This window comes from Hyphomicrobium album (genome assembly GCF_009708035.1).
GTDB lineage: Bacteria > Pseudomonadota > Alphaproteobacteria > Rhizobiales > Hyphomicrobiaceae > Hyphomicrobium_A > Hyphomicrobium_A album.
The window spans coordinates 1,180,642-1,202,436 of sequence record NZ_WMBQ01000001.1 but is presented as its reverse complement, the minus strand read 5'-3'; the positions used below and the strand labels follow the sequence as shown (position 1 = coordinate 1,202,436).

Below are 21,795 nucleotides of genomic sequence, written 5' to 3'. Positions count from 1 at the left end.
TCGCCCCCTGCTCAGTTGTCGGCTTCGACGCGCGGATCTTGGCCGCCACGCAGAACGGTGTTGCCGTCATAGCGTGCCCTTTGGTCGATCGCCGCGGTTGCCCAGTCCGCCTCGCGCATCTGTCCGCTCTGCCCGTAGGCCGTCAGTGCGTTGGCATATGTCACACGGTGCACATCGTTGTCGGAGATGCTCTGCTCGGCGAGCAGCATCGCCGTCTTCGGCACCGACAGCGGATCGGAGATGCCCCAGTCGCAGGCGGAGTCGACGATCAGCTGTCCGGCGCCGTACTGCCGAACGATCTCGCACATGCGCGGTGCCGTCATCTTCGAGTGCGGGTAAATCGAGAATGCCGCCCAGAAGCCGCGCTCCTTTACCTCGCGCACCGTCTCCTCATTGACGTGATCGATGACGACGCGTTGCGGAGCAAGCCTGTGCTCCATGATGATGTCCATCGACCGCGACGCGCCGCGCTTCTTGTCGCGATGCGGGGTGTGGATCATCACGGGCAGATCCATCTCGCGGGCGAGGTCGAGCTGCAAGCGGAAGTACTTCTCTTCCAGAGCCGTCTGCTCGTCGAAGCCGATCTCGCCGATGGCGACGACGCCTTCCTTGGAGGCAAACTCGGGCAGGATCTGCATCACGTCCTCGGCGAGGGCCTCGTTGTTGGCTTCCTTCGAGTTCAGCCCGATGCAGCAGTAGTGCTGGATGCCGAACTGGCTGGCGCGGAAGCGCTCGAAGCCGAGAATGTGGGAGAGATAGTCGCGATAGCTGCCGACGTTGGTGCGTGCCTGGCCGATCCAGAAGGCCGGCTCGATGACCGCGACGATACCGGCGGCGGCCATCGCCTCGTAGTCGTCGGTGGTGCGCGAGATCATGTGCGTGTGCGGGTCGATGTAGGGCATCGCTGTGCTCCGTGCATTCAAGCTTGTTTGAGGGTGTGCCAGTCGAGGCGGCCGTTGCGGATGTTCCGCCAGAGGGCTGGATCGGATTCGAGAACGACGAGGGCGTCCGGGTCGGGGCATTCGGACAATGCCAGCGCCGCGGATTGGCGTTCGACATTCGAAGGGGACTCGAACACGCGCAGCAGGTCGTCCATGTATCTGTCGCCGAATGGGCCGACGCAGCGCCACAGCTCGGCGCTAACGGTGCGTCCCGCCGCCCAACGCTCGTGCGCGTAGTCGACGAGCATGCGAGCGAGGTCGGCGTTGCGCCGCTCGTCGAGCTTTTGGATCGGGGCGAGCGTGGACCCGATGAACAGCGCCTTCACCACCATCTGGTTCCACATCGCCTCGCTGAACTGCTCGGACGGGTACGGGCTGCGGTGGGCGACGGCTTCGTAGATGGGCTGCACGGCGGAGCGGATGCCTTCGGCCGCCGTTGCGAGGACGGACACGGCTTGTGGGTAGAGCGGCAGCCCGTGGTAGAGCGCGACCTGCTCGCCGATCTCGCCGGAGCGGACGCGCGCGCCGAGACGTGCGGCAAAGCTGTCCTCGGCGCCGGCGTAGCTCGCCAGCACGAAAAGGATGCGCGCCACCTGCTCGACGCTCCAGGCGGAGGTGTCGAGTCCGGGCCGCGCGGCTTCCGCAGCGGCTCGCTCTTCGTCGGAAAGCATCAGCGGCTGCTTGCCGGTGCGGCGCGAGGCAAGACCGATGGCCACCGGCAGCGCGCTGCCCGCTGGCGACGTGGCGATCCGCGTGCACTGCTCATCGATCCACGCGAGCTGCTCTGCAGCCAGCCGATGCGCGAGCCAATCGCGCAGGAGCGTGATGCGCTGGGTAACGTCCGTGGTGGTGCTCATCGCATGGTGGCCGTTGGCGAGGTGGAGGTTAGCTGGCAGGCACGAAACGCTGGAGCACGAGGGTGAGGACGAAACAGGCGATGCAGGCAAATGCTGCATGGGTCTCTCCGGTGGTCGTGGCGAACAGGGCATCGTTGAGAGCAATGACAGCTATCAGGAGCCCTACCGCCTGCGAGACGTCGCCGGACGCGCGGCGGCGCAGCAGCTGCGTGACGCGCACGCCGCAAGCCGCAAGTCCAACGAGGGCTAGAACCGCCGGCGCGGAGAAGTCCGTGCCAGCGATGCCGACGCAGAGCGGTGCGGCCAGCATTGCCAACGGCCAGACGCTGGCGAGCCGGTCGACGCTTTCGAGCCGCGCGGTGAAGGTCAGGCCCGCGACGTAGGCGAGTGTCGCCCCCGCAGCGAGGAGCAATTCGCGGGGCAGGTCGGCGGTGACCGCCAAGCCGGCGGCTATAAAGACAAGCGCTCGGCACAGCCCCATGACGAAGGGCGCGAGCGGATTTCCCTTGTGGCGCCAGTTGTAGAGCAGGATGGCGGCTGCGAGGGCCAGGCCGGCGATGCCGACGCTGCCGTCGACGACCGCCAGCGAAACCACGCCAATCGTGAGCAGTGCTCCGCCGACGACGAAGACCGAGTCGGCGGCCACCTCGCCGGCGGGGATGGGCCGCTCGGGGCGCTCGCGCGCATCGATGTTCCGGTCGAACGCGTCGTTGAGAAACATCCCGGCGACGTACATCGCCGACACGCCGAGCGCGACACCGACGGTGAGGTGCAGCGACGCCCCTCCGGCCAGCGCACATCCGGCGATGACATTGCTCCAAACGGTCGGCAGGTTGGAGACGCGTCCCAGCTTCAGCGCCGTGCGCCAGCTGCTCACGCGCCCAGTTGCGAGCGAACCCATGTCAGCTCCCGGGCGATGTCACTGCCGACATCGCCATCTCTCATGTGTTGCGGAAGGACGTCCCAGGTGTAGGTCTCGACCTCGAGATGCGGGGCGAGGGCACGCTGGCGGCAGACGGCGAGCAGATCGGCGAGCGCCTGCTGCGTCGACTGCAACGCGCCGAAGCTCGACTGGAACAGCGGCACGTGACAGTGCACGCGCCACTCTCCGACGGCGGCGCCGTTGCGCAACGCGGCGATGGCCTCAGGCAAATCCGGATAGCGCGTGAGCTTCCCGTCGTTGGCAGCGACTGTCTGGTGCAGGTAGACGCCGTCGTCGAACGGCAGCAGCAGTTCGGCGGTGTCCCCATCGGCCGCGGAGACGCGCAGCGCCGAGCTGAGCTGTATCTTGGCGACGCGGATGCCGGCTGCCTCCAGCCGTGCGACGCTCTCGGCCGGGTCTTCGAACTCGACGGCCGAGTGGCAGACGTCGAGGCAGATGCCGAGATGGCGGCGCAGAGCCTCCTCGGCCCAGTTCGCCGGCAGGCCCGTCAGGCAGCGGAACGCCTCAATCGAGCGGCGTGAGAACAGATGCTCATCGAAGAATGTTACCGCATCGTCGATGGTCTCGAGGAAGCAACACGGCTCCGGCTCCAGCGCCAGCACGATGCACTTGCCTGTCTCGCGGGCGATGGCATGCAGGTATGCGGCGTGGCGCGTGAGAACCTCGGCGATGCGCGCGATGTCGGTCCCACTACGCACGTTCGCCCTGAAGGCGCCGGGCACGGTACTGACGCTGCCGTCCATGCCCTCGGGCAGCAGTCGGGCCAGAATGTCCGCGACACGATTGGTGTAGCGCAGCCGCTCCTCGTCGCGCCAGTCCGGCTCGTAGACCTGTTCCTTCACGCGCTTGCCGTGAAAGGCACCATAGGGGAACGCATTGATGGTGAAGACGTAGAGGTCCTCGTCGTGCAGGAACGCCTGCAGCTCTGCAATCGCCGCGGGATCGTAGAGGTCCTCTGCGGCGGAACCAGACAGCCGCAATCCGACACCCATCGGCTTGTCCGGCGAGACGCGGCTCTTGATTGACGGGACGTGGCGTCTAAGCGCGGCGTCGATCTCGTGCCAGCGTTCGCCAGCGTGGATATTGGTACAATAGGTGAGATGCGGCGAGCCGGGGAGCGAGAGCTGCATTACACGCCCTCGCGGGGCCGCAGCCAGTCGATCGCTTGATCGATCAGCGTGTGGTCCATGGTGTGGACGTCGACGCTCGTGCCGATGGCGCTCAGGAGGGTGATCGTGAGCTCGCCGCCGAGGTGCTCGCGAAACTCCTCCAGTCCGGCGAGCAACAGACGCTGACGCCCGGCGCGGCGCGCATCGCAGGTCGGGTGCCAGAGGCTGAATCCGAGGCGCTCCAGGAGGGCGCGCACACGCTGGTCGGCGCCGGCGGGGAGGAGGCCGGCAAGCACCGAGTAGCGCGTGTCGATGGCGATGCCGATGGCGACCGCCTCGCCGTGCCGCAGCTCGTAGCCGGACAGCGCCTCGAGCTTGTGGGCGGCCCAATGGCCGAAGTCGAGCGGCCGGCCGCTGCCGCGCTCGAAGGGATCGCCGCCATTTGAGATCTGCCGCATATGCAGCAGCGCGCAATGGCGGATGAGCCGCTCGAGCGGCTCGGAGGCAAAGAGCGCCAGCGCCTCGGCCTTCTCCTCGAGCCAGTCGAAGAATTCGCCATCGCGAATGAGGGCCACTTTCACCGCTTCGGCCATCCCCGCGCGCTTGTCGCGCCCGGAGAGGACATCAATGAAGGCGCTGTCGTTGATGACGGCGACCGGCGGCACGAAGGTGCCGAGCATGTTTTTGAAACCAAAGGCGTTGACGCCGTTCTTCACGCCGACGCCGGAATCGTTCTGCGCGAGTACCGTAGTGGGGACGCGGATATGGCGTATGCCCCGATGCGTCGTCGCTGCGACGTAGCCGATGAGATCCAGCATGGCGCCGCCGCCAACGGCGACGACATACGAATGCCGGTCGACGCCGTAGGAGACAAGGAGACGCTGAAGGCGTTCCACGAGTTCGGGCGCGTTCTTGCAGCGCTCGCCGCCCTCGACAATCTCGACAGGCCCGGCGAGCTCTATTTCCGTAGAGTTCGCAGCGACGTAGGCGCTAACGCGGCGCGGCAGGTCGGGCATCTCGCGTGCGACGCCTTCATCAAGGATGAAGACAACGCGGCTGCGCCGGTTGGATGCTTCCGCCCGTATGGCCTCCAGAAGGACGGAACCACTCTCGGAGAAAACATCGCGGGTGAAATAGACAGGAAATTCGTACGATACCGAGAAGCGTTGGACAAAGGCGCGGGCTTCGCCCGTAGCTTCGAATTTCGACAACGCATCGCTGACAGCTAAGCCCACTCGTTTCCCCATGGCGTTTGTTTGCCGCTTTTATCGTTTTTGGATCGGCATTTTTCCCGGAATTCCCTCCAAAGTTGCCTGCGAGCGACGCGTGGTCATCGCGGGTGAAGACGGAGGAGAGGAGCCCGGCGGGGCGGATCATGCGCAGGAATTTCGACCTAAGCAACGGGTTTGCTTGGGTTTATGCCCGATGCACGGCGGCCCATTGCGAGCAAGGGGAAACGCGGCAAAAACAGCCGGGAGAAAATGGCAAATAACGCTGCCCCAATTTGCAAATCGGGGTCAATTTCTGCAATTCACCCCCGGCTCCATTGCCGGGGGATATTTCATTCACTAGCGTTCAAAGCTCGCAATCAGAAAGCCGACTGAATGGTCGGATAACTGAATAAATGCGAGCGGGCACAAATGTGCAACGCGAAAAAGTGTCGCTGAATAACAATCGAAATGGGAGAACGTTCAATGGGAATGCGGTTGATCAAAGCCGCGTCGATGGGGATGGCTGTGTTGGGAGCCGTAGGCTCGACCGTAGCGGTCGCGCAGACTGTCCCCACCCAGGCGTCCGAAGTCGCGCGGCCGGGTGGCAAGCTGCCCGGCGATCCGAAGATCGCGCTCGTGAAACTGGCCGATGGATTCAACGATCCAGTCGGCGTCGCCTCGGCGTTCGACGGCACCGGACGTATCTTCGTCGTTGAGCGCGTCGGGCGGATCAAGGTCGTCAAGGACGGCAAGGTCGCCGAGAAGCCGTTCCTCGACCTGACCAAGAACACCCCGCTCGGCACGGAAGTTCAGACGGGCTTCGTGGAGCAGGGCCTGTGGGCAGTGGCGTTCGACCCGAAGTTCAAAGAGAACGGCTACTTCTACGTCAGCTACTCCTCACTGCCGTTCAACGGCGCGCACATGATCACACGCTATACTGTCGACCCTGGAAGCCCTGACGAGGTGACGGTCGATCAGGCGCAAAAGTCGGCCAAGGTCATCACCATCATCCCGCAGCCCTACTACAACCACTACGGCGGCGGCATCGAGTTCGGTCCCGACGGCTATCTTTATGTCGGCAAGGGTGATGCCGGCTGGGAAGGCGATCCTCTGGATGCCGGTCAGCGCAAGGACGTGCTGTGGGGCAAGATGCTGCGCCTTGACGTCAATACGCCTGACGGTGTCGGCTACAAGGTTCCCGCCGACAATCCCTTCGGCCATGCCTACCAGGATCGCATGATGGCGCTCTTCGGCATCACCGAGGAGGGCTTCTCCAAGATCCACATGGGCGCCCGTCCGGAGATCTGGGCCTATGGTCTGCGCAATCCGTACTCGTTCCGCTTCGACCGTAAGAACGGCGGCCTCTTCATCGCCGACGTCGGCCAGAACCATCTCGAGGAGATCGACTGGCAGCCGGCCGGCAGCAAGGGCGGTGAGAACTATGGCTGGAAGTTCAACATGGGTACGAACTGCCACCCGATGACCGGAGCCAATGACAAGTGCCCGCAGGTCGGCGTGCTGCCGGTCGCCGAGTACCCGCACCAGGAGCCCTATCCGGGTGCCGAGAAGCTCAAGGACGGCTGGGGCTGCTCGGTCATGGGCCTTGGCGTTGCCAACTACGCCGGCATGAACGGCGTGTTCTTGACCGGCGACTGGTGCTCGGGCCGCGTGTTCGGCACCGGCTGGGACGGCAAGAAGTGGCAGCTCCAGGAACTGGTGCAGACGTCGCTGCAGTTCACGTCAGGTAACAACGACGAGGACGGCACCGTGCTCGCCGTCAACTGCGACTGCTTCTACACCGACGACAAGGGACCGTTGGCAAACCCGCCCGGCGCGCTGTGGCGCATCGTGGCGGCGGACAAGGTCCCCGCCGGCGCTGAAGTCGCCAAGACGAAAAAGTGACCGCTTCGTCGGTCTAGCCAGCAGGGTCCCTCGCTCCCGTCGCGAGGGACCCTGTGTCCGCTTCCAACGCGCCCTTAGGAATTTCTGATGCTCGCCAAACCGCGCCTATCCCGTGCGCTTGCCAGCCTCGCCATCGGACTAGCGCTCGTCGTTCCCGCCGCCGCCATCGAGTTCCTCAATGCGCTCGACGACTCGCCCATCGATATCTCCCCCATCAAGGGCGAGGTGTTCACCGACGCGGTGAAGTCGTTCCAGGAAACCGGCAAGAACCCCTACGTCGGCAATCCCGATGCCATAGCCGCCGGCAAAGCGCTCTACGACGCCAACTGCCAGGTCTGTCACAAGCCGGACGGCTCGGGCGGCATGGGGCCGAGCCTCATCGACAATACGTACGTCAACAAGCGGGCCAACACCGACGTCGGGATGTTCGAGGTGATCCACTCTGGCGCTGCCGGCGCCATGCGCCCCTTCTCCAAGCGCGGCGTTACCCAAGATCAGATCCTGCAGATGATTGCCTACATCCACACCCTTAAGAAGTGAGCGATCGCCGCCGGGGGTGGAAACGGCCATGCATCCCTTATTGGTTCTCAATGTCGTTGGGCTGACGCCGGAACTTATCGGCGCCAACACGCCCAACATCGCGCGCCTGGCGCAGCGCGGCGGCACGCGCCCGTTGCGTACCGTGACGCCGGCCGTGACCTGTTCGGTGCAAGCGACGTTCCTCACCGGTCTGCCGCCCAGCGGTCACGGCGCCGTTGCCAACGGCTGGCTATTCCGCGATCTCTGCGAGATATGGCTGTGGCGGCAGTCGAACCGCCTGCTCGACGGCGAGCGCGTGTGGGACGCGGCCAAGAAGCGGGATCCGGGCTTCACCTGCGCCAACATGTTCTGGTGGTACAACATGGCCTCGAGCGCGGACTACGCGGTGACGCCGCGGCCGATATACAAAGCCGACGGGCGCAAATTGCCGGATTGCTACGCGCAGCCCTCCGAGCTGCGCGACGAGCTGACCGCCAAGCTCGGCGCCTTCCCGCTGTTCTCCTTCTGGGGACCGGCAACGTCGATCTCGTCGACGCGTTGGATTGCGGACGCGGCGCTGCACGTCATGGCGACGCGCAATCCGACGCTAACCCTCGTCTATCTCCCGCACCTCGACTATTGCCTGCAGAAGCTTGGACCGGCAGACGACGACATCGCCGACGATCTGCGCGAGGTCGACGCCGTCGTCGGCGACCTGATCGCCGCGGCCGAGGCGTCGGGCCGGCGTGTGCTCATACTCTCCGAATACGGCATCGTCCCCGTCGACAAAGCGGTGCACATCAACCGCGCCCTGCGCGAGACGGGGCTGCTCGCCGTCCGCGTCGAAGAGGGGGGCGAGCTCCTCGATCCGCCCCAGTCGCGCGCCTTCGCGGTTGCCGACCATCAGGTCGCGCACGTGTACGTGGAGGACAAGCGCGATGTGCCGCAGGTTCGCGCGCTCATCGAAGCCCTTGATGGCGTCGCCGCAGTCTGGGGCGAAGAGGAAAAGCGCGCGCACGGGCTCGATCACGCGCGGTCGGGCGAACTGGTGGCGATCGCCCAGCCCAATGCGTGGTTCACCTATTACTATTGGCTCGACGATCGGCTTGCACCCGACTTTGCGCGCACGGTCGACATTCATCGCAAGCCAGGATACGACCCCGTCGAGCTGTTCCTCGATCCGGCCATCCGTTTTCCAAGGCTCGCCGTCGCCTGGCGCTTGTTGAAGCGGAAGCTCGGATTGCGAACGCTGATGGACGTCATTCCGCTCGATGCTGCACTGGTGCGCGGCTCGCACGGTCGAGCCGACACGCCGGAAGCGCGTGGCCCGGTCGTCATTTCGTCGGTGGCCGACGCTCTGCCGGACGGCGCGTGCCAGGCGACCGACGTCAAACAGTTGATGCTCGAGCACATCTTCGGAAAACAGGTGCGCGGCCAAACGGGCCCGACCATGCGAGCAGTGCGATGAATGATGCCCTCGAGCGCGTGATCTTGGTCGATGGCGACGATCGGCCGCTCGGCACGGCGCCCAAGCTCGACGCGCACGTCAACGGACAATTGCATCGCGCGTTCTCTGTTCTCGTTCACGACGGCGCCGGCAACCTGCTGCTGCAGAAGCGGGCGCGCGGCAAATATCACTCGGGCGGCCAATGGGCCAACGCCTGTTGCGGGCATCCGCGTCCTGGCGAGGAGACTGCGGTCGCCGCAAGGCGCCGCCTCTTTGAAGAGATGGGCGTCGATTGCGGGTTGATGCCGCTGCAAACCCTCATCTATCGCGCCGATGTCGGCGGTGGCCTCGTCGAGCATGAGCTGGTCCACCTATTCACGGCTTGCTGGCGCGGCGCTGTCGAGCCCGATCCCGCCGAAGCCGACGCACACAGTTGGCAGCCTCTGTTCGCTGTGCGCCGAACCGCCGTCGCGACGCCGGAGCGGTTCACCCCGTGGTTCCGTCTCTACCTCACGCTCGATCTCGGCGAACTCGGCATGGACGACCAGGACATCGGCGCCGTAGGCCGCATCTAGGATTCGGTATTTTGCCGCGCGCCCGTCGCGAAAGTGACAAGGCCGTGCAAGGCGTCTCGCAGGAAGCGAATCCGCTACACTGCGCGCCATGACCAAGAAATCTTCTGACCACGCTCCTTCATCACAGCCCGATGCCGGCCAAATCGGCCTGGTAGCCGCGGTGTCCATTGGCATCGGCGGCATGGTTGGCGCAGGCATCTTCTCGATCCTCGGCGTGGTCGCGCAGGCGGCCGGCAACGCCATGTGGCTAGCTTTCGCGATCGGCGGCGTCGTGGCGCTGCTCTCCACCTATTCCTATGCCAAGCTCGGCGCGGCGTTCCCCTCCGCCGGCGGGGCCGTACACTTCCTGGTGAAGAGCTTCGGCGACGGCGTGTTCGCCGGCGGCCTCAACCTGTTCATGTGGGCCGGTTACATCATCTCGCTCGCGCTCTATGCGACGGCCTTCGGCAACTACGCCGCCACCTTCATCACTGATCGGCCGTCGGCATTGCTGCTCAAGTTCCTGGCGATCGGCGCCGTGCTGCTCGTGACGGTCGTCAATGCGTTCGGCGCCAAGATCATGGGGCGCGGCGAAACGATCATCGTTGCCGTCAAGGTGGCGATCCTCGTCGTCTTTGCCGCCGTGGGGCTCTACTTCATCAGGCCGGAGAACCTGTCGCCCGCGCTGTGGCCCGGAGAGCAAGCGATCCTGTTCGGGGCCGGTGTGCTGTTCATCGGCTACGAGGGGTTCGGGCTCATCACCAATGCGGCCGGCGACATGCGCGATCCGCAAAGGACCTTGCCGCGCGCTCTGTACATCGCCGTGCTCTTGGTGATCGTCCTTTACCTCGCCGTGTCGTTGACCGTAACCGGCAATCTGTCCGATGCTGAAATCGAGCGCGCCAGGGACTACGCGCTGGCGGAGGCCGCCAGGCCGTTCCTCGGAGAAACGGGCTTCCGGCTCATCGCGATCGCCGCGCTGTTCTCGACCGCGTCGGCGATCAACGCCACGCTCTTCGGCTCGGCCAACGTTTGCTACATGATCGCCCGCGACGGCGAACTGCCGGCACGTCTCTCGTGTGTCGAATGGAAGCAGGCGACGGGTGGCCTCCTCCTCACCGCAGCGCTCGTCATCGTGGTGATGCTGTGCTTCGACCTCTCCGGAATTGCCATGATGGGAAGTGCCGCTTTCCTTCTCGTCTATGGCGCGGTGAATGCGGGCCACCTCCTGGTTCTGAAGCAGACGGGGGCGAATGCGTTGATCGTCTGGCTGTCGCTGCTCACTTGCCTCGCCATGTTCGCTGTTCTCGGGGTCTACACACTCCAGCAGCAGCCTGCGGCGATCGCGGCACTCGTCCTCATCGCGGCTGCGTCGTTCGTAGCCGAATGGCTCTACCGGCGTTGGACGGGTCGCCAGATCAACACGATAGATTGCCCGACCAGATAAAATTGGAGAGCGCAGGGCTGTTGCAAATCCGTCGCGAGACTCCGCGCTCCACGCTGCTGTTGCAATTCATCGTTGACACGAACGGCGCTTACCAGCGCACATATCGCCCGTGACGGAGTAAGGGAACGCGGTGAGACTTAGGTCGAAGCCGCGGCTGCGCCCGCAACTGTAAGCGGCAAGTTTCTCCCGAATGCCACTGGCAGCCAACTCGGCTGCTGGGAAGGCGGAGAGAAACGTTCGAGCCGTAAGCCAGGAGACCTTCCGTCGCGAGTCGCCCATCCTCCGTGCGGGCCGCGCGGTGGAACGGTTACCCGTAGCGGCGACTGATGTGCAACCGAAGGGGAGCTACGTCAGGCATGTCATTTTACGGTGTCATCTCCAGACACTAGCAATTCGAGCTCGATGTTGCCGCGATCGCTGCAGCTTCGGCTGGCGACTGTCGTTTGGCGGAGTTCAATGCGTATAGAGTGTGCGTGATGTCGAGCTTCCCCGAGGCTCAGTTCTGCGTAACGGGGGGCTACCATGTATCTGCGTTTTTCGAGGCGTTCGCCTAGACCATCCATCTATGCCGGCATTCTTGCCGCATCCGCTTCCATCCTTTCGCTCGCCATGGCCACCGGCGCGCTCGCCCAGTCGGCGACCGAGCTGCCGCCGCTCGAGGTCGAGACGACTAAGAAGGTCAAGAAGCGGCCGGGCTCAGAGCCACAGGTTCCGGTTACCCAGGTGAGCGGCGCCGCATCCGATACGGATGCCCCTGTCGTGCATTCTGCTAACAACACACCGACCGATGCCGCCAAGGTCGGCTCGTCGGTCACGGTGTTGACGGAAAGGGATCTCGACAAGCAGTCTAAGACGTTCCTCAAGGACTATCTGCAGCAAGTCACTGGCGTTAACTTCAGCCAGAACGGTCCTCCGGGATCCACAACACGTCTGAGTGTGCGCGGCGCCGCGCTGAAGTACGTTAAGGTCTTGATCGACGGTATCGACGTGAGCGACCCGTCGGGCACTGAAACACAGACCCATTTCGAGCATCTGCTGGTGGGCGACGTATCGCGCATCGAGGTATTGAAGGGCTCGCAGAGCACACTATACGGTGGCGACGCAGTCGCCGGCGTGATCAGCATAGAAACGAAGGTCGCGACGAAACCGGGATTTTCCCAGAGTGGTGGTGCCGAGTATGGCTCCTACAGTACCTATCGCGGTGCCTATACGGCGGGCTTCGCCTCGCAGGATGGGAGCAACGTCGCGCTGACGGTGCAGGGCATTAACACGGCGGGATTCTCTGCCGCGTCGGCCGGCAACGAGGATGATGGATATCGCAACCTCACCCTCTCGGGGCGAGGCGAGTATTTCATCTCGCCGTCGGTTAGCGTCTTCTTTGCCGCTCGCACTTACGACGCCAAGAACGAATTCGATGGCAACGTGAACCCCGATCCGTTCGGCGCTGTCATTTTCGGAGATCTGGCGAACTCCGGCACCAGCCGTCAGTCGGCAGGACGCGCCGGAACGCGCTTTTCGTTTCTTGACGGCGCCTTCCAGAACACGTTGGCGATCCAAGGAATGCGGATTGAACGCGACTTCCACGACGTCACGAGCGCGCCCACCGATTCGTCCTACACCGGCAAACGCGTAAAGGGTGAATACAAGGGAGTGCTGTCCTTCAACGAGCATCTCGCGCTGCTGGTTGGCGCAGACTGGGAAAGAACGTCGCTCGCGAACAATAGCCTACCCTATCAGCCTGAAGCGGAGATCATCGGAAGCTTTGCCCAGCTTATGATAGAGCCGATAAATGGCCTGCTCCTGACAGGCGGTGGCCGCATCGACGAGCATGACGCCTTCGGTCAGTTCGATACGTACCGCCTCACTGCGGCCTATCTCTTGCCGGGCACCGAGACCAAGCTGCGAGCCAGCGCAAGCACGGGTTTCCGGGCCCCGAGCCTCGATGAGCTGTACGGATCGTATCCTCAGTTCTTCATGCCCAACTACGGCAACCCCAACCTCACACCCGAAGAGAGTGAAAGCTGGGACATTGGCGTCGATCAGGGGTTCATGAGGGGGGCATACACGGTCAGCGCCACCTACTTCGAACTCGACACGCTCAACCTCATTGGGTTCAACGGCGACTGCTTTAGTGATCCGACCATCCCCTGCCTCGCCAATGTGGCCGGCACGACGAACCGGAAGGGTGTTGAGCTGAGCAGCGTGGCGCACTTCACAGAGTCCGTGGCCGTGAGCATGGGCTACACGTATGTGCAGACGGAAACGCCTACCAATACTCGGTTACCCTTCGTGCCGCGCCACAGTTTCGTCTTGGGGCTGGATTTTCAGCCGATCGACAAGGTTGAACTCAATGTCACCGGCCAGTACGTCGCCGATACGTTTCAAAGCCGGACTGACCAACTCGACAACTACTTTCTGTTGAGCGCGAAAGCCGCCTACGAAATCGTTCCGGGTTGGAAGGCATACGTTCGAGGCGAGAACCTGCTTGATGAACAGTATGAGACCATCGCCCAGTTCGGAACCGCCGGCCTGGCCGTATACGGCGGCGTGCAAATGGCGCTTCCGGAGAACTGAAACCGCGTACATCTAGGCGTGAATTCGGCCCCGTTGACAGGCCCGCAGCGCTAGTGCTGCGGGCCTTTGCGCGCGCGACGCCCGCAACGCCATGCGAAATGGCCTTATCTCGCGCCGTTGCTTACGGTCTGCTCATCGAATGTGAAGTCGATTGCCTGCTGGCGGCCCCATTGCGGAGCCACACTCTCCTCGCCAACCAGGAGGACAGCCATGAGCCAAAGCACTGCGGATGAAACCGCACAGCGCGTCAGAAACATTCGATTGGCCGCCGCCGCGATCAGTCAGCTACTGGCCGAGAAGTCGTTGCCCGAGGACGCATGGGATGGGGCGGCGCGCGTGCTCGATCGTTGCCGTCGGGCGCGATGCGAGCTGGAACGCGGCGCGGCGACAAGCTCTCAGTCGCACGACTAGAAAATAAAAGTGCCGCCCGCGGACGGCGCATGATGCCGCCGCGGGCGCCGCTCACATGCCCATGTCCGTATGGGCGAGCTTCATACTGGCGATGCAGCCTTCGGTATCGCCGGACTTCATCGCCGCCTTCGAGGCGTCGAGGTTCGTCTGCGCCGACTTCTTCTTCGCCTCGTCGGTCATCTTCGCCACCATGGCGTCCATCTTCTGCATGTGCTCGTCGGTGCACCAGGATTTGTCGGCGCGCGCGCCGGCGGGTGCGAGCATCGTGGCGGCGACCGCCGCCAACATCACGAGTCTGAGCATGGCTTCCTCCAAGATCATTTTTTCTTTGGCGGCCGATGTGCCGTCCCACGGCGCCCTCTAGCGCACGTCGAACGGCGCCCTGCGACTTTCGTTCCAGAAGTTCAGGAGCGTTGCGCCAGGTGGGTCCCGTTATACGCCCGGCCGGCGACGGGATTGCCTGCTATTCGATCAAAACTTCGTCGACGTAGCACCATTTCCAGCTCTCGCCGGGCTCGATCGATTGCACCATCGGATGCTTGGTTCGGTGGAAGTGCTTGGTCGCATGCTTGTACCGCGAGCTATCGCAGCAGCCGACGTGCCCGCAGGTCAGGCAGAGACGCAGGTGCACCCACTCCGCACCCATCTTCAAGCATTCCTCGCAGCCGTCGGTGTTCGGCGTCACGTGGCGGATGGTGTCGAGGTGCGTGCAGGTGTCGGCCATTGCGACTCTCCTGAGTGTGGCAAGAGTGCCCCGCCAGGTTGCGGGCAACCATAGCGCCACTTCCCGCCGCCGCCCAGGCATGGCATGCCGCTGATGTCAGACGAAGAACGGAGCCCCCGCGACATGATCCGCGCTAGCCTGCTGCTCGCCGCCGCCATTTCCGTGCACGCGTGCCCGGCCGCCGCGGGTTGCGAGAAGCCCGAGCCGCCCGCCTGCACCAGCTGGTATGATCAGTTCAACAGCGCCTACGACCTCGACGGCTGCAAACGCGACCTTGAGTACTACAAGGACGAGGTCAAGGAATTCGGCGAGTGCGTGAAGAAGGCAGGCGAGACCGCCGAGAAGGAGCTGAAGAAGGCGGCGGAGAATTTCGAGCGGCGCGCCGCCAAGGGCGTTGCCGGGCAGTAGCACCAGAGGTGTCTGCCTGGCCTTGGAAAGAGGAATGCCGCTAGCGGCGGATGCGGCTGATCTTCGAGCCTTCAAGCGTCAAGTTATACATCAGCCCCTTCGGATCGAGGACGAAGCCGACGACCGGGCTGGTGATCTTGTTGGTGTCGATCGAGCCGCCGATGCCGACGGTGATGATGGCGACGGAGGCGTCGGCACCGACCTTCCACCCGGCGGTGCGGCGAAACTGATCGAGCGCGTCCGGGGTCATGAACATGATGATCACCGAGCGCTCCTGTACGCCCAGCTGGAAGCCGACCGACGCGGAAAGCGTATTGTAGTAGTCGACGGTGCGGCCACGGATGCGCAGGGCGCCCTCGCCGTACTCGCCGCCGAAGCCGAAGCCGGCCTTCACCACCGATGGAAAGACGAGGACGCCGACCGCCTTGTGCGCCAGCTCGCGGGCGCCGCGGATGCTGTAGTAAAACCGCTCCAGCGTCTCGTCGACGCCGACGTCGATCTCGTAGGCGGAGGCCGCACGACTGTCCTGCGGCGCTGCGGCGATAAGGCTCACAGCGCACATGACGGCCCACAACAGACTACGCGACATCCTTGATTCCCCCGGTATTTCGGTCCCGTTCGCCCAACTAATTGCCTGCGTTCATGGCCAAATTGCGCGCCGAACCGCGGCTTTTGTACCCGCTCTAGCGCTTCGTCTTCACCCGTGCCGGCTTCTTGGCAGCTTTCTTGCGCTTGGTCACCTTCGCCTGGGCAAGCTCTCCGGCGCGATACTTGGCGATGCGGCCGATGAGCCCCGCCGGCACCGCCTGATCGAGGGGAAAGCGCACCGTCCCCTTGTGGCTCAATTCGTAGGGCGCGAGCTCGTCCTTGAAGGCGGCGATGAGCTTGCCGGTCACCGGATAGAGTGCGCAATGCTCCTTCCACGCCGCGAAAAAGACAACGATGCGGCCGTCCTTCCTCAGCGCCGGAATGCCGTAGGAGATGACCTCCTCGGCTCCGGGCACGGCCTTGCGCAGCGCCGCGCGTATGGCGTTGAGCGCCCGGCGTGCTGGCGCCGGCTTGTCGGCGATATAGCTCGCGACGGTCAGGATAGTGGACTTGGGCACGGTGGCTTCCCCGTTCCGGGATCGGTGGAGTTGCGATCATGATGCCCGTCATCATGGCGCAAAAGCCAGTGTCTTTGCTATGATTGGCCGCGCGCTGGGGAGCGCACGGGCCGTAGCTGCCGCCAACGGGGGATGCCATCATGACCTTGGGATTGTCGTTCGAGACGTTCGTCCTGCTGCACGTGCTGATCAGCATTGTCGCCATCGTCACGGGGCTCATCGCGCTCGTCGCCATGATCCGCGGCGCGGCGCCTGACTGGGTTACGCACGTCTTCCTGTGGACCACGGCGCTGACGACGCTGACGGGCTTCCTGTTCCCCATCTCGGTCATCACCCCCGCCGTCGCAACCGGCATCGTCTCCACGGCGGTTCTGGCCCTGGCCTTCGCCGCCATTTACGCCTTCAACCTCGCCGGTCCCTGGCGCTGGATCTATGTGACGACCGCCATCGCGGCGCTCTACCTCAACTGCTTCGTATTCGTGGTGCAGTCGTTCCAGAAAATCGCCGAGCTCGCCGCTCTGGCGCCGACGCAGTCGGAGGCGCCGTTCGTCATCGCGCAGACGGCGCTGCTCGCCGCCTTCGTCTGGGCCGGCTGGCGCGCGGTCAAGCGCTTCCATCCGCCGGTGCTCGCCGTCGCCGCTTAGGACGACAGGTGCTAGGGTTTGCCGGGCCGGAGGTGGGTGGTCCCGTCGGCGTTGATCTCGACCGTGAACTCATCGCCGCCGGACAGATCGAGCTTCTTGCCATTGATCAGGATGTCGTTGCCCTCGTTGGTCGCCGAGTACGATGCGGGTCCCTTGGTGATCATGTGCACCGTCTTGCCGCCGACCGACATGGTCTGGGCGATGCTGGGGGGAGCCGACGACATGGTGTAGGGGTCGACGAAGATAGCGAAGTAGGCGAAGAGCCCGACGAGGGCGAGGAAGAGCCCGCCGAAAATATAGAGAATGATGCGTATGACTTTCATTGGAATGCTCCGCTCGTGCAATGCGGGAAGCGGCCATTATGACCGGCCGTGCCCTAAGCCTGACAGAGCGGCAGGGGGCTGCCTATCTAAAATGCTGTTGCGCTGCGCCATGCCATCGGCGTACCGCGGCTGCTAAGCTCGACGCGACCCGCGTTAACCGGAGGATAGGAAGCCTAGCTCATGTGCCGCAACATCAAGACGCTCTACAATTTCTCGCCGCCGGCGACCGACAACGAGATCCGCGCCTCGGCACAGCAGTTCGTGCGCAAGCTGTCGGGGATGAACAGCCCGTCGAAGGCCAATGAGGCTGCCTTCAACCGCGCCCTGGAACAGGTCGCCGCCGCCGCCGAGGAGCTGCTCGGCTCGCTCGTCACCATGGCGCCGCCGCGCGACCGCGAGACGGAGGCCGCCAAGGCGCGCGCCCGCAACGAGGTACGCTTCGGCGTCCGCTAGGCGTTACTGGTAACCGTCACTGGCCCTTGAGCGCCAGGCGGACGTAACCTTCCCGGTGCGAAGGCATGTACTTGCGCGCCGCCGCCATCATCTCTTCCGGCGTTACCGTGTCGACGGCGAGGTCGCCGACGCCGCAGCCTTCGAGCGTGCGGTCGACGAGGCGGTCGAGCAGCGCCTGGTTGTCGCCCGCTTCCTTGCAGCGCTTGAGCGCGATGCGGTCGCGCAGGCGGGCGAGCTCTTTGGCGTCGATCGCCGACTTCATCTTGTCGACGACCTCGAACACCTTCTTCTCGACCTTCTGCGGGTCCTTGCTGCTCGATATGGCGACGCGGAACACGCCGCTGCAGGCGTCGGGCTCGTAGGAGACGTCCGGCGTATAGGTGTCGCCGTCCTTCTCGCGCAGCTCATCGAACAGCGCCGTGCCGAGATAGGACCCGAGCGCCAGCAGGGTGCGGGCGTCGGCGCCGGTGTTGCAAACGCCGGTGTTCCAGGCGATGCGCAGCTCGCTCATCGGGCGCTGCAACTCGAACGACGGTTCGACCAGCGGCTTGTAGGCACGAGTGACGTCCACGCGCGGAATGTCGAGGCGCGGACCCTCGGCGCGCGCAAACCTGCCGAAGCTCTTCTGTACCAGATCTTGCAGCGCATTGGGCTCGATGCTGCCGACGACGAAGAGGTCCATGTTGCCCGGCAGGCGCGTGCGGTCGGCGAAGGCGCCCAGCTCGGCGGCGCACTTCTCCGGCGCGATCTTGCAGCGGGCGATCTCCTCCTCGAGCGTCTCCTTGGCGTAGGGATGCGACTTGCCGAAGAGCTCGCGGTCGAACTTCTGCTCGGCGGCGAGCGAGGGATTGTACTTGTCGAGATAGAGCTCCTCGCGCACGACGCGCTGCTGGGCGGCAACCGTCTCGAGGTCGAATTTCTGATCGAGCGAAATGGCGGACAGAAGGTCGGTCACCTGGGGCAAATACTGAGGAAGGAACGAGGCGAACCAGCGCAGCGCGCCAGCCTCCGTCGTGGCGTTGCTGTCCTGCACGCAATCCTTGAACAGCGCGGTGACCTGCGCCGCCGACATGTTGCCCGCCGCGCCCGCGCACGAGGTATGCTCGCACAAATGCGCCAGGCCGTTGTGGGTGATCTCCTTGCTACGCAAGACCAGCGCCGCGGTCACGTAGCCGGAGTTGTTGGCGATGAAGTGCGTGCGCAGCCCATTGTCCAGCGTGAATGTCTGGTGGCCGCCCGCCTGGTTGACCGGAAATGCCCGGGCCGGGAAGGGTAACGCCAAGGGAAGCGACGTTGCGGCAGCGCCGCCGAAGAATGCCTTGAGAGTATCGCGCCGGTTGATTTGCATGAAACGCCCCATCGCCAAACGATGTTCGAGGCCGGCTACAGTCTTACCGATGCCGGGTTGCGGACGATTTAATCAGGCTGCTGACGGCCAGCTATTCCGTGCGGAACAGGGGCGCCTGCTTGTGGCTTCGTTCGGCGTGCATAAGTGTTGAATGCTGGTGTCGGCGTAAACCGGAGGATCACCATGATGCGACTGCTCGCCGTCAGCGGATTGATATTGTTCTTAGGACTGGTGGACGGCGCTGCGCAGGCGCATCACGGCTGGGCGTGGACGACGGGCAAGAACATCGAGATGACCGGCACCATCAAGAAGGTGCGGCTCGGCAACCCGCACGGAATTCTGGAGGTCCAGGTCGGCCCGGAACTGTGGACGTTCGAGGTCGGTCAGCCGTGGCGCAACGAGCAAGCGGGTCTGAAAGACGGCGATCTGGCGGAGGGCGTCGAGATCCGGGTCAGCGGCGAGCCGGCGGCCGACGCCTCCAACAAGCGACTGAAGGTCGAGCGGCTGTACCTCGGCGACAAGGCCTACGACCTCTATCCGGAGCGGGACTAGCGCCGTGGACGAGGTGCTCGCAGCGCTGCAGGCCACGCCGGTCGCGCAATACCTCCGCACTGCGCGCTGGGGCTATGCCGCCCTCAACACGGCCCACGTGTTCGGCATTGCGGTCTTGGTGGGCGCCATCCTACCGCTCGATCTACGCCTCTTAGGGTTCTGGCCGCAAACCTCGCGCGCCGATCTCACGCGCATCCTCGTGCCAGTCGCAGTGGCGGGCTTGGTGCTGGCGGCCGCAACAGGTCCATTGCTGTTTGCGATGCGCGCCGAGGAATACGCGGCCCTGGGTATATTCCGATTGAAGCTGGTTTTCATTGCCCTCGGGATAGCGGGCGCGCTGACCCTGCATCGCGCCTACGGATTGGCCCTGAACGGAGCGAGCGAGCGGCGCGTCGCGGTGCATGCCGCGCTGTCGCTCGTGTGCTGGCTCGGCGCGCTGGTATGCGGCCGCTTCATCGCCTTCGTGGTGGAGTGAATTCCTATTCGACCGCGCAGGCGTAGCCGCTGTCGTTCAGCGAGCGGCACAGGGATTGCGCCTGCCCCGCATCGGCGAACGGGCCGAGCCGCAGCCGGTAGAGTGGCGGCGAGGTGCCCGGCGGCGTCGTGTCGGCGATCTGCGGCCGGCGCGGACCGAGCTGCGGACCGCGCTGGGAGGTGAGCCGGACGGCGAGCGCGAACGCCTCGGTGCGCGAGTGCGCCGCGCCGACGAGCAAGCGGATCTCGGGGGGCGCGGCGGGCGCTGCGGTCACAGGGGCAGGCACCATCGGGGTGGTTGCCGGAGTGGACGCCGGTGCAACCCATGCGACCGTCGGTGCGGGTGGCGGCGGGGGCATGACGGCCACGACCTGGGTGACGAACGGATCGACCGGCGGGGGCGCCTCGACGGCCTTTGCCGCGGCGACCGTCACTTTCATCTCGGATGCGGGAAGCGGGGCCAGCGGCGTGACTTCGATGGCGGCCGGGTTCGGCGGCGCCGATGGCTTTTCGGCCTTCGCTGCGGCTACGGCCGGCTTCTTTGGCGGCGTGGGCGCCTTCGCCACCGGAGCAGACTTCTCAGCTGCGATCGCTGGCTTCTTGGCTTCCGTCACCCAAGGCTTCGCGGGTGCCGGCGCAGGCGCGGGCTTCTCCACTCGCTTCGCCGGCGGATCAAGCTGCGTTGTTCCGCTCCGAGCGGCGAGCTCTGGCTGGGAGGCCGTTGGCACCGGCAGCGGTGCATTGGCTGCGACTTGCGTCGCTCCGCCCCAGTTCGTTGTGGCGGGCTTCGTCGCTGGCGGCGATACGATCGCCGCGGTGGTCTGCGGTGGCGGCTGCGACGGCGCCTTGCCCCCGCCGCCCGTCGTCGGCGAGATGACCACCACCTCCTGATTGGCAACACCCGCTTCTTGATAGGCCGCGGCGCGGGCCTCCATCGCGTCGGAGCGTTCCTGCTCCGACAGCCCATCGTAGTCGAGCGCGCGCGTCAGATCGGAGATCGCATGCCCGGGGCTTCCCTGCTTGCGGTAGACGAGACCACGATAGTAGAGCGCGCGTGCCATCGGGCCCGAAGAGAGCCCGCCCCGCAGGGCCGCGTTGATGCCGCCGAGCGCCGGCTCGAGATTGCCGTCGCGGTAGGATGCGATGGCCTTTTCGAGGATCGTCTCGGCAACGGAGGTTTCGGCGGAAAGGCCAGCCGCCGGTGCTGCCGCCACCAGCAGCACTGCCGTCGCCAAGCTGCGAAACGCGCGGCCCACGTGCACCTCTAGGGATGCTGCCAAGTGCGGTGCGCCGCTATCGGCACTCCTTCGCCGACTATCGACCGATTCGGTCCGTGCACGGTTGTGGAGGAGTTGTGAAGGCGCGCCAACGGCTTGGCCGCGTTTCAGTCGCCGGTCGCCTGGCGCGCCGCCTGCATTTCCAGCGCCCGTCCCAACCCGGCGAGCAAGGAGCCGAGGGCGAATAAGGCGATGACGATGATCTCGAGGTAGCTCTCGACGCCTTCCTTGGCGATCATGTAGTCGGAAATATTGGCGTCCGAGTTTTTGTAGGCGGCTAGAGTTTCGTTGCGGCTCTTCTCGGTGGCGGCCACCTGCTCCGCCGGCGCGTTCAACAGCTTCAGCAGCGCGAGCTGGTTTTCGTATGCGGTTTTGAGCCCGATCTGCGCCGACTGCTGCGTATTGAAGGCGACGAGCCGCCATTCGATCTCGCGCTTCAGCGGCTCCAGATAGAAGAGCTGCATCGCCGTTGAGCCAAGCAGAAACACGATACCGATCAGCTCGCCGAATTGATAGACGCGCATGGAACTCCCCCCGATGAACGCTACGTCGCGTCTAGCGCGCGCTGTTG

Annotated in this window: 25 protein-coding genes and 1 riboswitch; of the genes, 12 read left to right on the top strand and 13 right to left on the bottom strand. The window is 64.6% G+C overall.

Features of this window, described 5'->3' with window-relative positions:
• Positions 1 to 11: 11 nt before the first annotated feature.
• From GIW81_RS05915 to GIW81_RS05895, 5 genes are read right to left on the bottom strand one after another with little or no spacing between them, the layout of a single operon-like run.
• Positions 12 to 902: a TatD family hydrolase gene (locus GIW81_RS05915; RefSeq protein WP_154738366.1), complete on the bottom strand. Its 891-nt coding sequence runs from the start codon at positions 900 to 902 to the stop codon at positions 12 to 14.
• A 17-nt stretch (positions 903 to 919) separates the two neighbouring features.
• On the bottom strand, positions 920 to 1,798 hold the full coding sequence (locus GIW81_RS05910) for an EboA domain-containing protein (protein ID WP_154738365.1): 879 nt from the start codon (positions 1,796 to 1,798) through the stop codon (positions 920 to 922).
• Between the two features lie 28 nt (positions 1,799 to 1,826).
• A complete protein-coding gene (locus GIW81_RS05905; protein ID WP_154738364.1) occupies positions 1,827 to 2,699 on the bottom strand; it encodes a UbiA family prenyltransferase in 873 nt (290 codons plus the stop codon).
• Entirely contained in the window at positions 2,672 to 3,871 is a 1,200-nt protein-coding gene (gene eboE, locus GIW81_RS05900; protein WP_154738363.1) for a metabolite traffic protein EboE, read from the bottom strand. Before eboE ends, GIW81_RS05905 begins: the two co-directional genes overlap by 28 nt.
• Positions 3,871 to 5,085, bottom strand: a complete 1,215-nt coding sequence (locus GIW81_RS05895; RefSeq protein WP_324614907.1) for a 3-dehydroquinate synthase — start codon at positions 5,083 to 5,085, stop codon at positions 3,871 to 3,873. The genes eboE and GIW81_RS05895 overlap by 1 nt, the downstream gene beginning before the upstream one ends.
• 459 nt (positions 5,086 to 5,544) lie before the next feature.
• Here GIW81_RS05895 and GIW81_RS05890 point away from each other — a divergent pair, with 459 nt between their 5' ends.
• The 7 genes from GIW81_RS05890 (at position 5,545) to GIW81_RS05860 (ending at position 13,915) form a co-directional block, all read left to right on the top strand.
• Positions 5,545 to 6,963: a PQQ-dependent sugar dehydrogenase gene (locus tag GIW81_RS05890; protein ID WP_229309086.1), complete on the top strand. Its 1,419-nt coding sequence runs from the start codon at positions 5,545 to 5,547 to the stop codon at positions 6,961 to 6,963.
• An 87-nt stretch (positions 6,964 to 7,050) separates the two neighbouring features.
• Positions 7,051 to 7,503: a c-type cytochrome gene (locus GIW81_RS05885; RefSeq protein WP_154738361.1), complete on the top strand. Its 453-nt coding sequence runs from the start codon at positions 7,051 to 7,053 to the stop codon at positions 7,501 to 7,503.
• Positions 7,504 to 7,531: 28 nt separating this feature from the next.
• Positions 7,532 to 8,950, top strand: coding sequence for a nucleotide pyrophosphatase/phosphodiesterase family protein (locus GIW81_RS05880; protein ID WP_154738360.1), 1,419 nt, complete (start codon positions 7,532 to 7,534; stop codon positions 8,948 to 8,950).
• Positions 8,947 to 9,504: an isopentenyl-diphosphate Delta-isomerase gene (gene idi / locus GIW81_RS05875; protein ID WP_154738359.1), complete on the top strand. Its 558-nt coding sequence runs from the start codon at positions 8,947 to 8,949 to the stop codon at positions 9,502 to 9,504. Before GIW81_RS05880 ends, idi begins: the two co-directional genes overlap by 4 nt.
• Before the next feature lie 88 nt (positions 9,505 to 9,592).
• The gene (locus GIW81_RS05870; RefSeq protein ID WP_154738358.1) at positions 9,593 to 10,930 is read left to right on the top strand and encodes an APC family permease; all 1,338 of its coding nucleotides are present in this window, start codon (positions 9,593 to 9,595) and stop codon (positions 10,928 to 10,930) included.
• A gap of 96 nt (positions 10,931 to 11,026) precedes the next feature.
• Positions 11,027 to 11,210, top strand: a riboswitch (cobalamin riboswitch).
• A gap of 242 nt (positions 11,211 to 11,452) precedes the next feature.
• Positions 11,453 to 13,504, top strand: a complete 2,052-nt coding sequence (locus GIW81_RS05865; protein WP_229309085.1) for a TonB-dependent receptor plug domain-containing protein — start codon at positions 11,453 to 11,455, stop codon at positions 13,502 to 13,504.
• Positions 13,505 to 13,714: 210 nt separating this feature from the next.
• Positions 13,715 to 13,915 carry a hypothetical protein gene (locus GIW81_RS05860; protein WP_154738357.1) on the top strand — a complete coding sequence of 67 codons (201 nt, stop codon included), beginning with the start codon at positions 13,715 to 13,717 and terminating at the stop codon, positions 13,913 to 13,915.
• Positions 13,916 to 13,966: 51 nt separating this feature from the next.
• Here the strand turns inward: GIW81_RS05860 and GIW81_RS05855 are convergent, their stop codons facing one another.
• A complete protein-coding gene (locus GIW81_RS05855) occupies positions 13,967 to 14,218 on the bottom strand; it encodes a hypothetical protein (RefSeq protein WP_154738356.1) in 252 nt (83 codons plus the stop codon).
• A 160-nt stretch (positions 14,219 to 14,378) separates the two neighbouring features.
• The gene (locus GIW81_RS05850) at positions 14,379 to 14,639 is read right to left on the bottom strand and encodes a ubiquitin carboxyl-terminal hydrolase 14 (RefSeq protein WP_154738355.1); all 261 of its coding nucleotides are present in this window, start codon (positions 14,637 to 14,639) and stop codon (positions 14,379 to 14,381) included.
• A 123-nt stretch (positions 14,640 to 14,762) separates the two neighbouring features.
• Between GIW81_RS05850 and GIW81_RS05845 the strand changes: the two genes are divergently transcribed.
• Positions 14,763 to 15,047: a hypothetical protein gene (locus tag GIW81_RS05845; RefSeq protein ID WP_154738354.1), complete on the top strand. Its 285-nt coding sequence runs from the start codon at positions 14,763 to 14,765 to the stop codon at positions 15,045 to 15,047.
• Positions 15,048 to 15,087: 40 nt separating this feature from the next.
• Here the strand turns inward: GIW81_RS05845 and GIW81_RS05840 are convergent, their stop codons facing one another.
• Both GIW81_RS05840 and GIW81_RS05835 read right to left on the bottom strand, forming a co-directional pair.
• Complete coding sequence (locus tag GIW81_RS05840) at positions 15,088 to 15,636, bottom strand: BPSL1445 family SYLF domain-containing lipoprotein (protein ID WP_154738353.1); 549 nt, start codon at positions 15,634 to 15,636, stop codon at positions 15,088 to 15,090.
• A 94-nt stretch (positions 15,637 to 15,730) separates the two neighbouring features.
• A complete protein-coding gene (locus GIW81_RS05835) occupies positions 15,731 to 16,153 on the bottom strand; it encodes an iron chaperone (RefSeq protein ID WP_210251909.1) in 423 nt (140 codons plus the stop codon).
• Positions 16,154 to 16,293: 140 nt separating this feature from the next.
• On the opposite strand from GIW81_RS05835, the gene GIW81_RS05830 reads away from it, so the two are divergent.
• Entirely contained in the window at positions 16,294 to 16,797 is a 504-nt protein-coding gene (locus GIW81_RS05830; protein WP_154738352.1) for a hypothetical protein, read from the top strand.
• Between the two features lie 11 nt (positions 16,798 to 16,808).
• Here the strand turns inward: GIW81_RS05830 and GIW81_RS05825 are convergent, their stop codons facing one another.
• Positions 16,809 to 17,120: a hypothetical protein gene (locus tag GIW81_RS05825; RefSeq protein ID WP_154738351.1), complete on the bottom strand. Its 312-nt coding sequence runs from the start codon at positions 17,118 to 17,120 to the stop codon at positions 16,809 to 16,811.
• 180 nt (positions 17,121 to 17,300) lie between these two features.
• Here GIW81_RS05825 and GIW81_RS05820 point away from each other — a divergent pair, with 180 nt between their 5' ends.
• Positions 17,301 to 17,573: a DUF2277 domain-containing protein gene (locus GIW81_RS05820; protein WP_154738350.1), complete on the top strand. Its 273-nt coding sequence runs from the start codon at positions 17,301 to 17,303 to the stop codon at positions 17,571 to 17,573.
• Between the two features lie 16 nt (positions 17,574 to 17,589).
• Here the strand turns inward: GIW81_RS05820 and GIW81_RS05815 are convergent, their stop codons facing one another.
• A complete protein-coding gene (locus GIW81_RS05815; RefSeq protein WP_195930407.1) occupies positions 17,590 to 18,921 on the bottom strand; it encodes a M16 family metallopeptidase in 1,332 nt (443 codons plus the stop codon).
• Positions 18,922 to 19,104: 183 nt separating this feature from the next.
• On the opposite strand from GIW81_RS05815, the gene GIW81_RS05810 reads away from it, so the two are divergent.
• Together GIW81_RS05810 and GIW81_RS05805 are read left to right on the top strand one after the other, a co-directional pair.
• Positions 19,105 to 19,473: a DUF6152 family protein gene (locus tag GIW81_RS05810; RefSeq protein ID WP_210251908.1), complete on the top strand. Its 369-nt coding sequence runs from the start codon at positions 19,105 to 19,107 to the stop codon at positions 19,471 to 19,473.
• Positions 19,474 to 19,477: 4 nt separating this feature from the next.
• Complete coding sequence (locus tag GIW81_RS05805) at positions 19,478 to 19,948, top strand: DUF2214 domain-containing protein (RefSeq protein ID WP_210251907.1); 471 nt, start codon at positions 19,478 to 19,480, stop codon at positions 19,946 to 19,948.
• 4 nt (positions 19,949 to 19,952) lie between these two features.
• On the opposite strand, the gene GIW81_RS19180 is transcribed toward GIW81_RS05805, so the two are convergent.
• Together GIW81_RS19180 and GIW81_RS05795 are read right to left on the bottom strand one after the other, a co-directional pair.
• The gene (locus GIW81_RS19180) at positions 19,953 to 21,227 is read right to left on the bottom strand and encodes an SPOR domain-containing protein (protein ID WP_154738348.1); all 1,275 of its coding nucleotides are present in this window, start codon (positions 21,225 to 21,227) and stop codon (positions 19,953 to 19,955) included.
• A 104-nt stretch (positions 21,228 to 21,331) separates the two neighbouring features.
• Positions 21,332 to 21,748 carry a hypothetical protein gene (locus GIW81_RS05795; protein ID WP_154738347.1) on the bottom strand — a complete coding sequence of 139 codons (417 nt, stop codon included), beginning with the start codon at positions 21,746 to 21,748 and terminating at the stop codon, positions 21,332 to 21,334.
• Positions 21,749 to 21,795 lie beyond the last annotated feature (47 nt).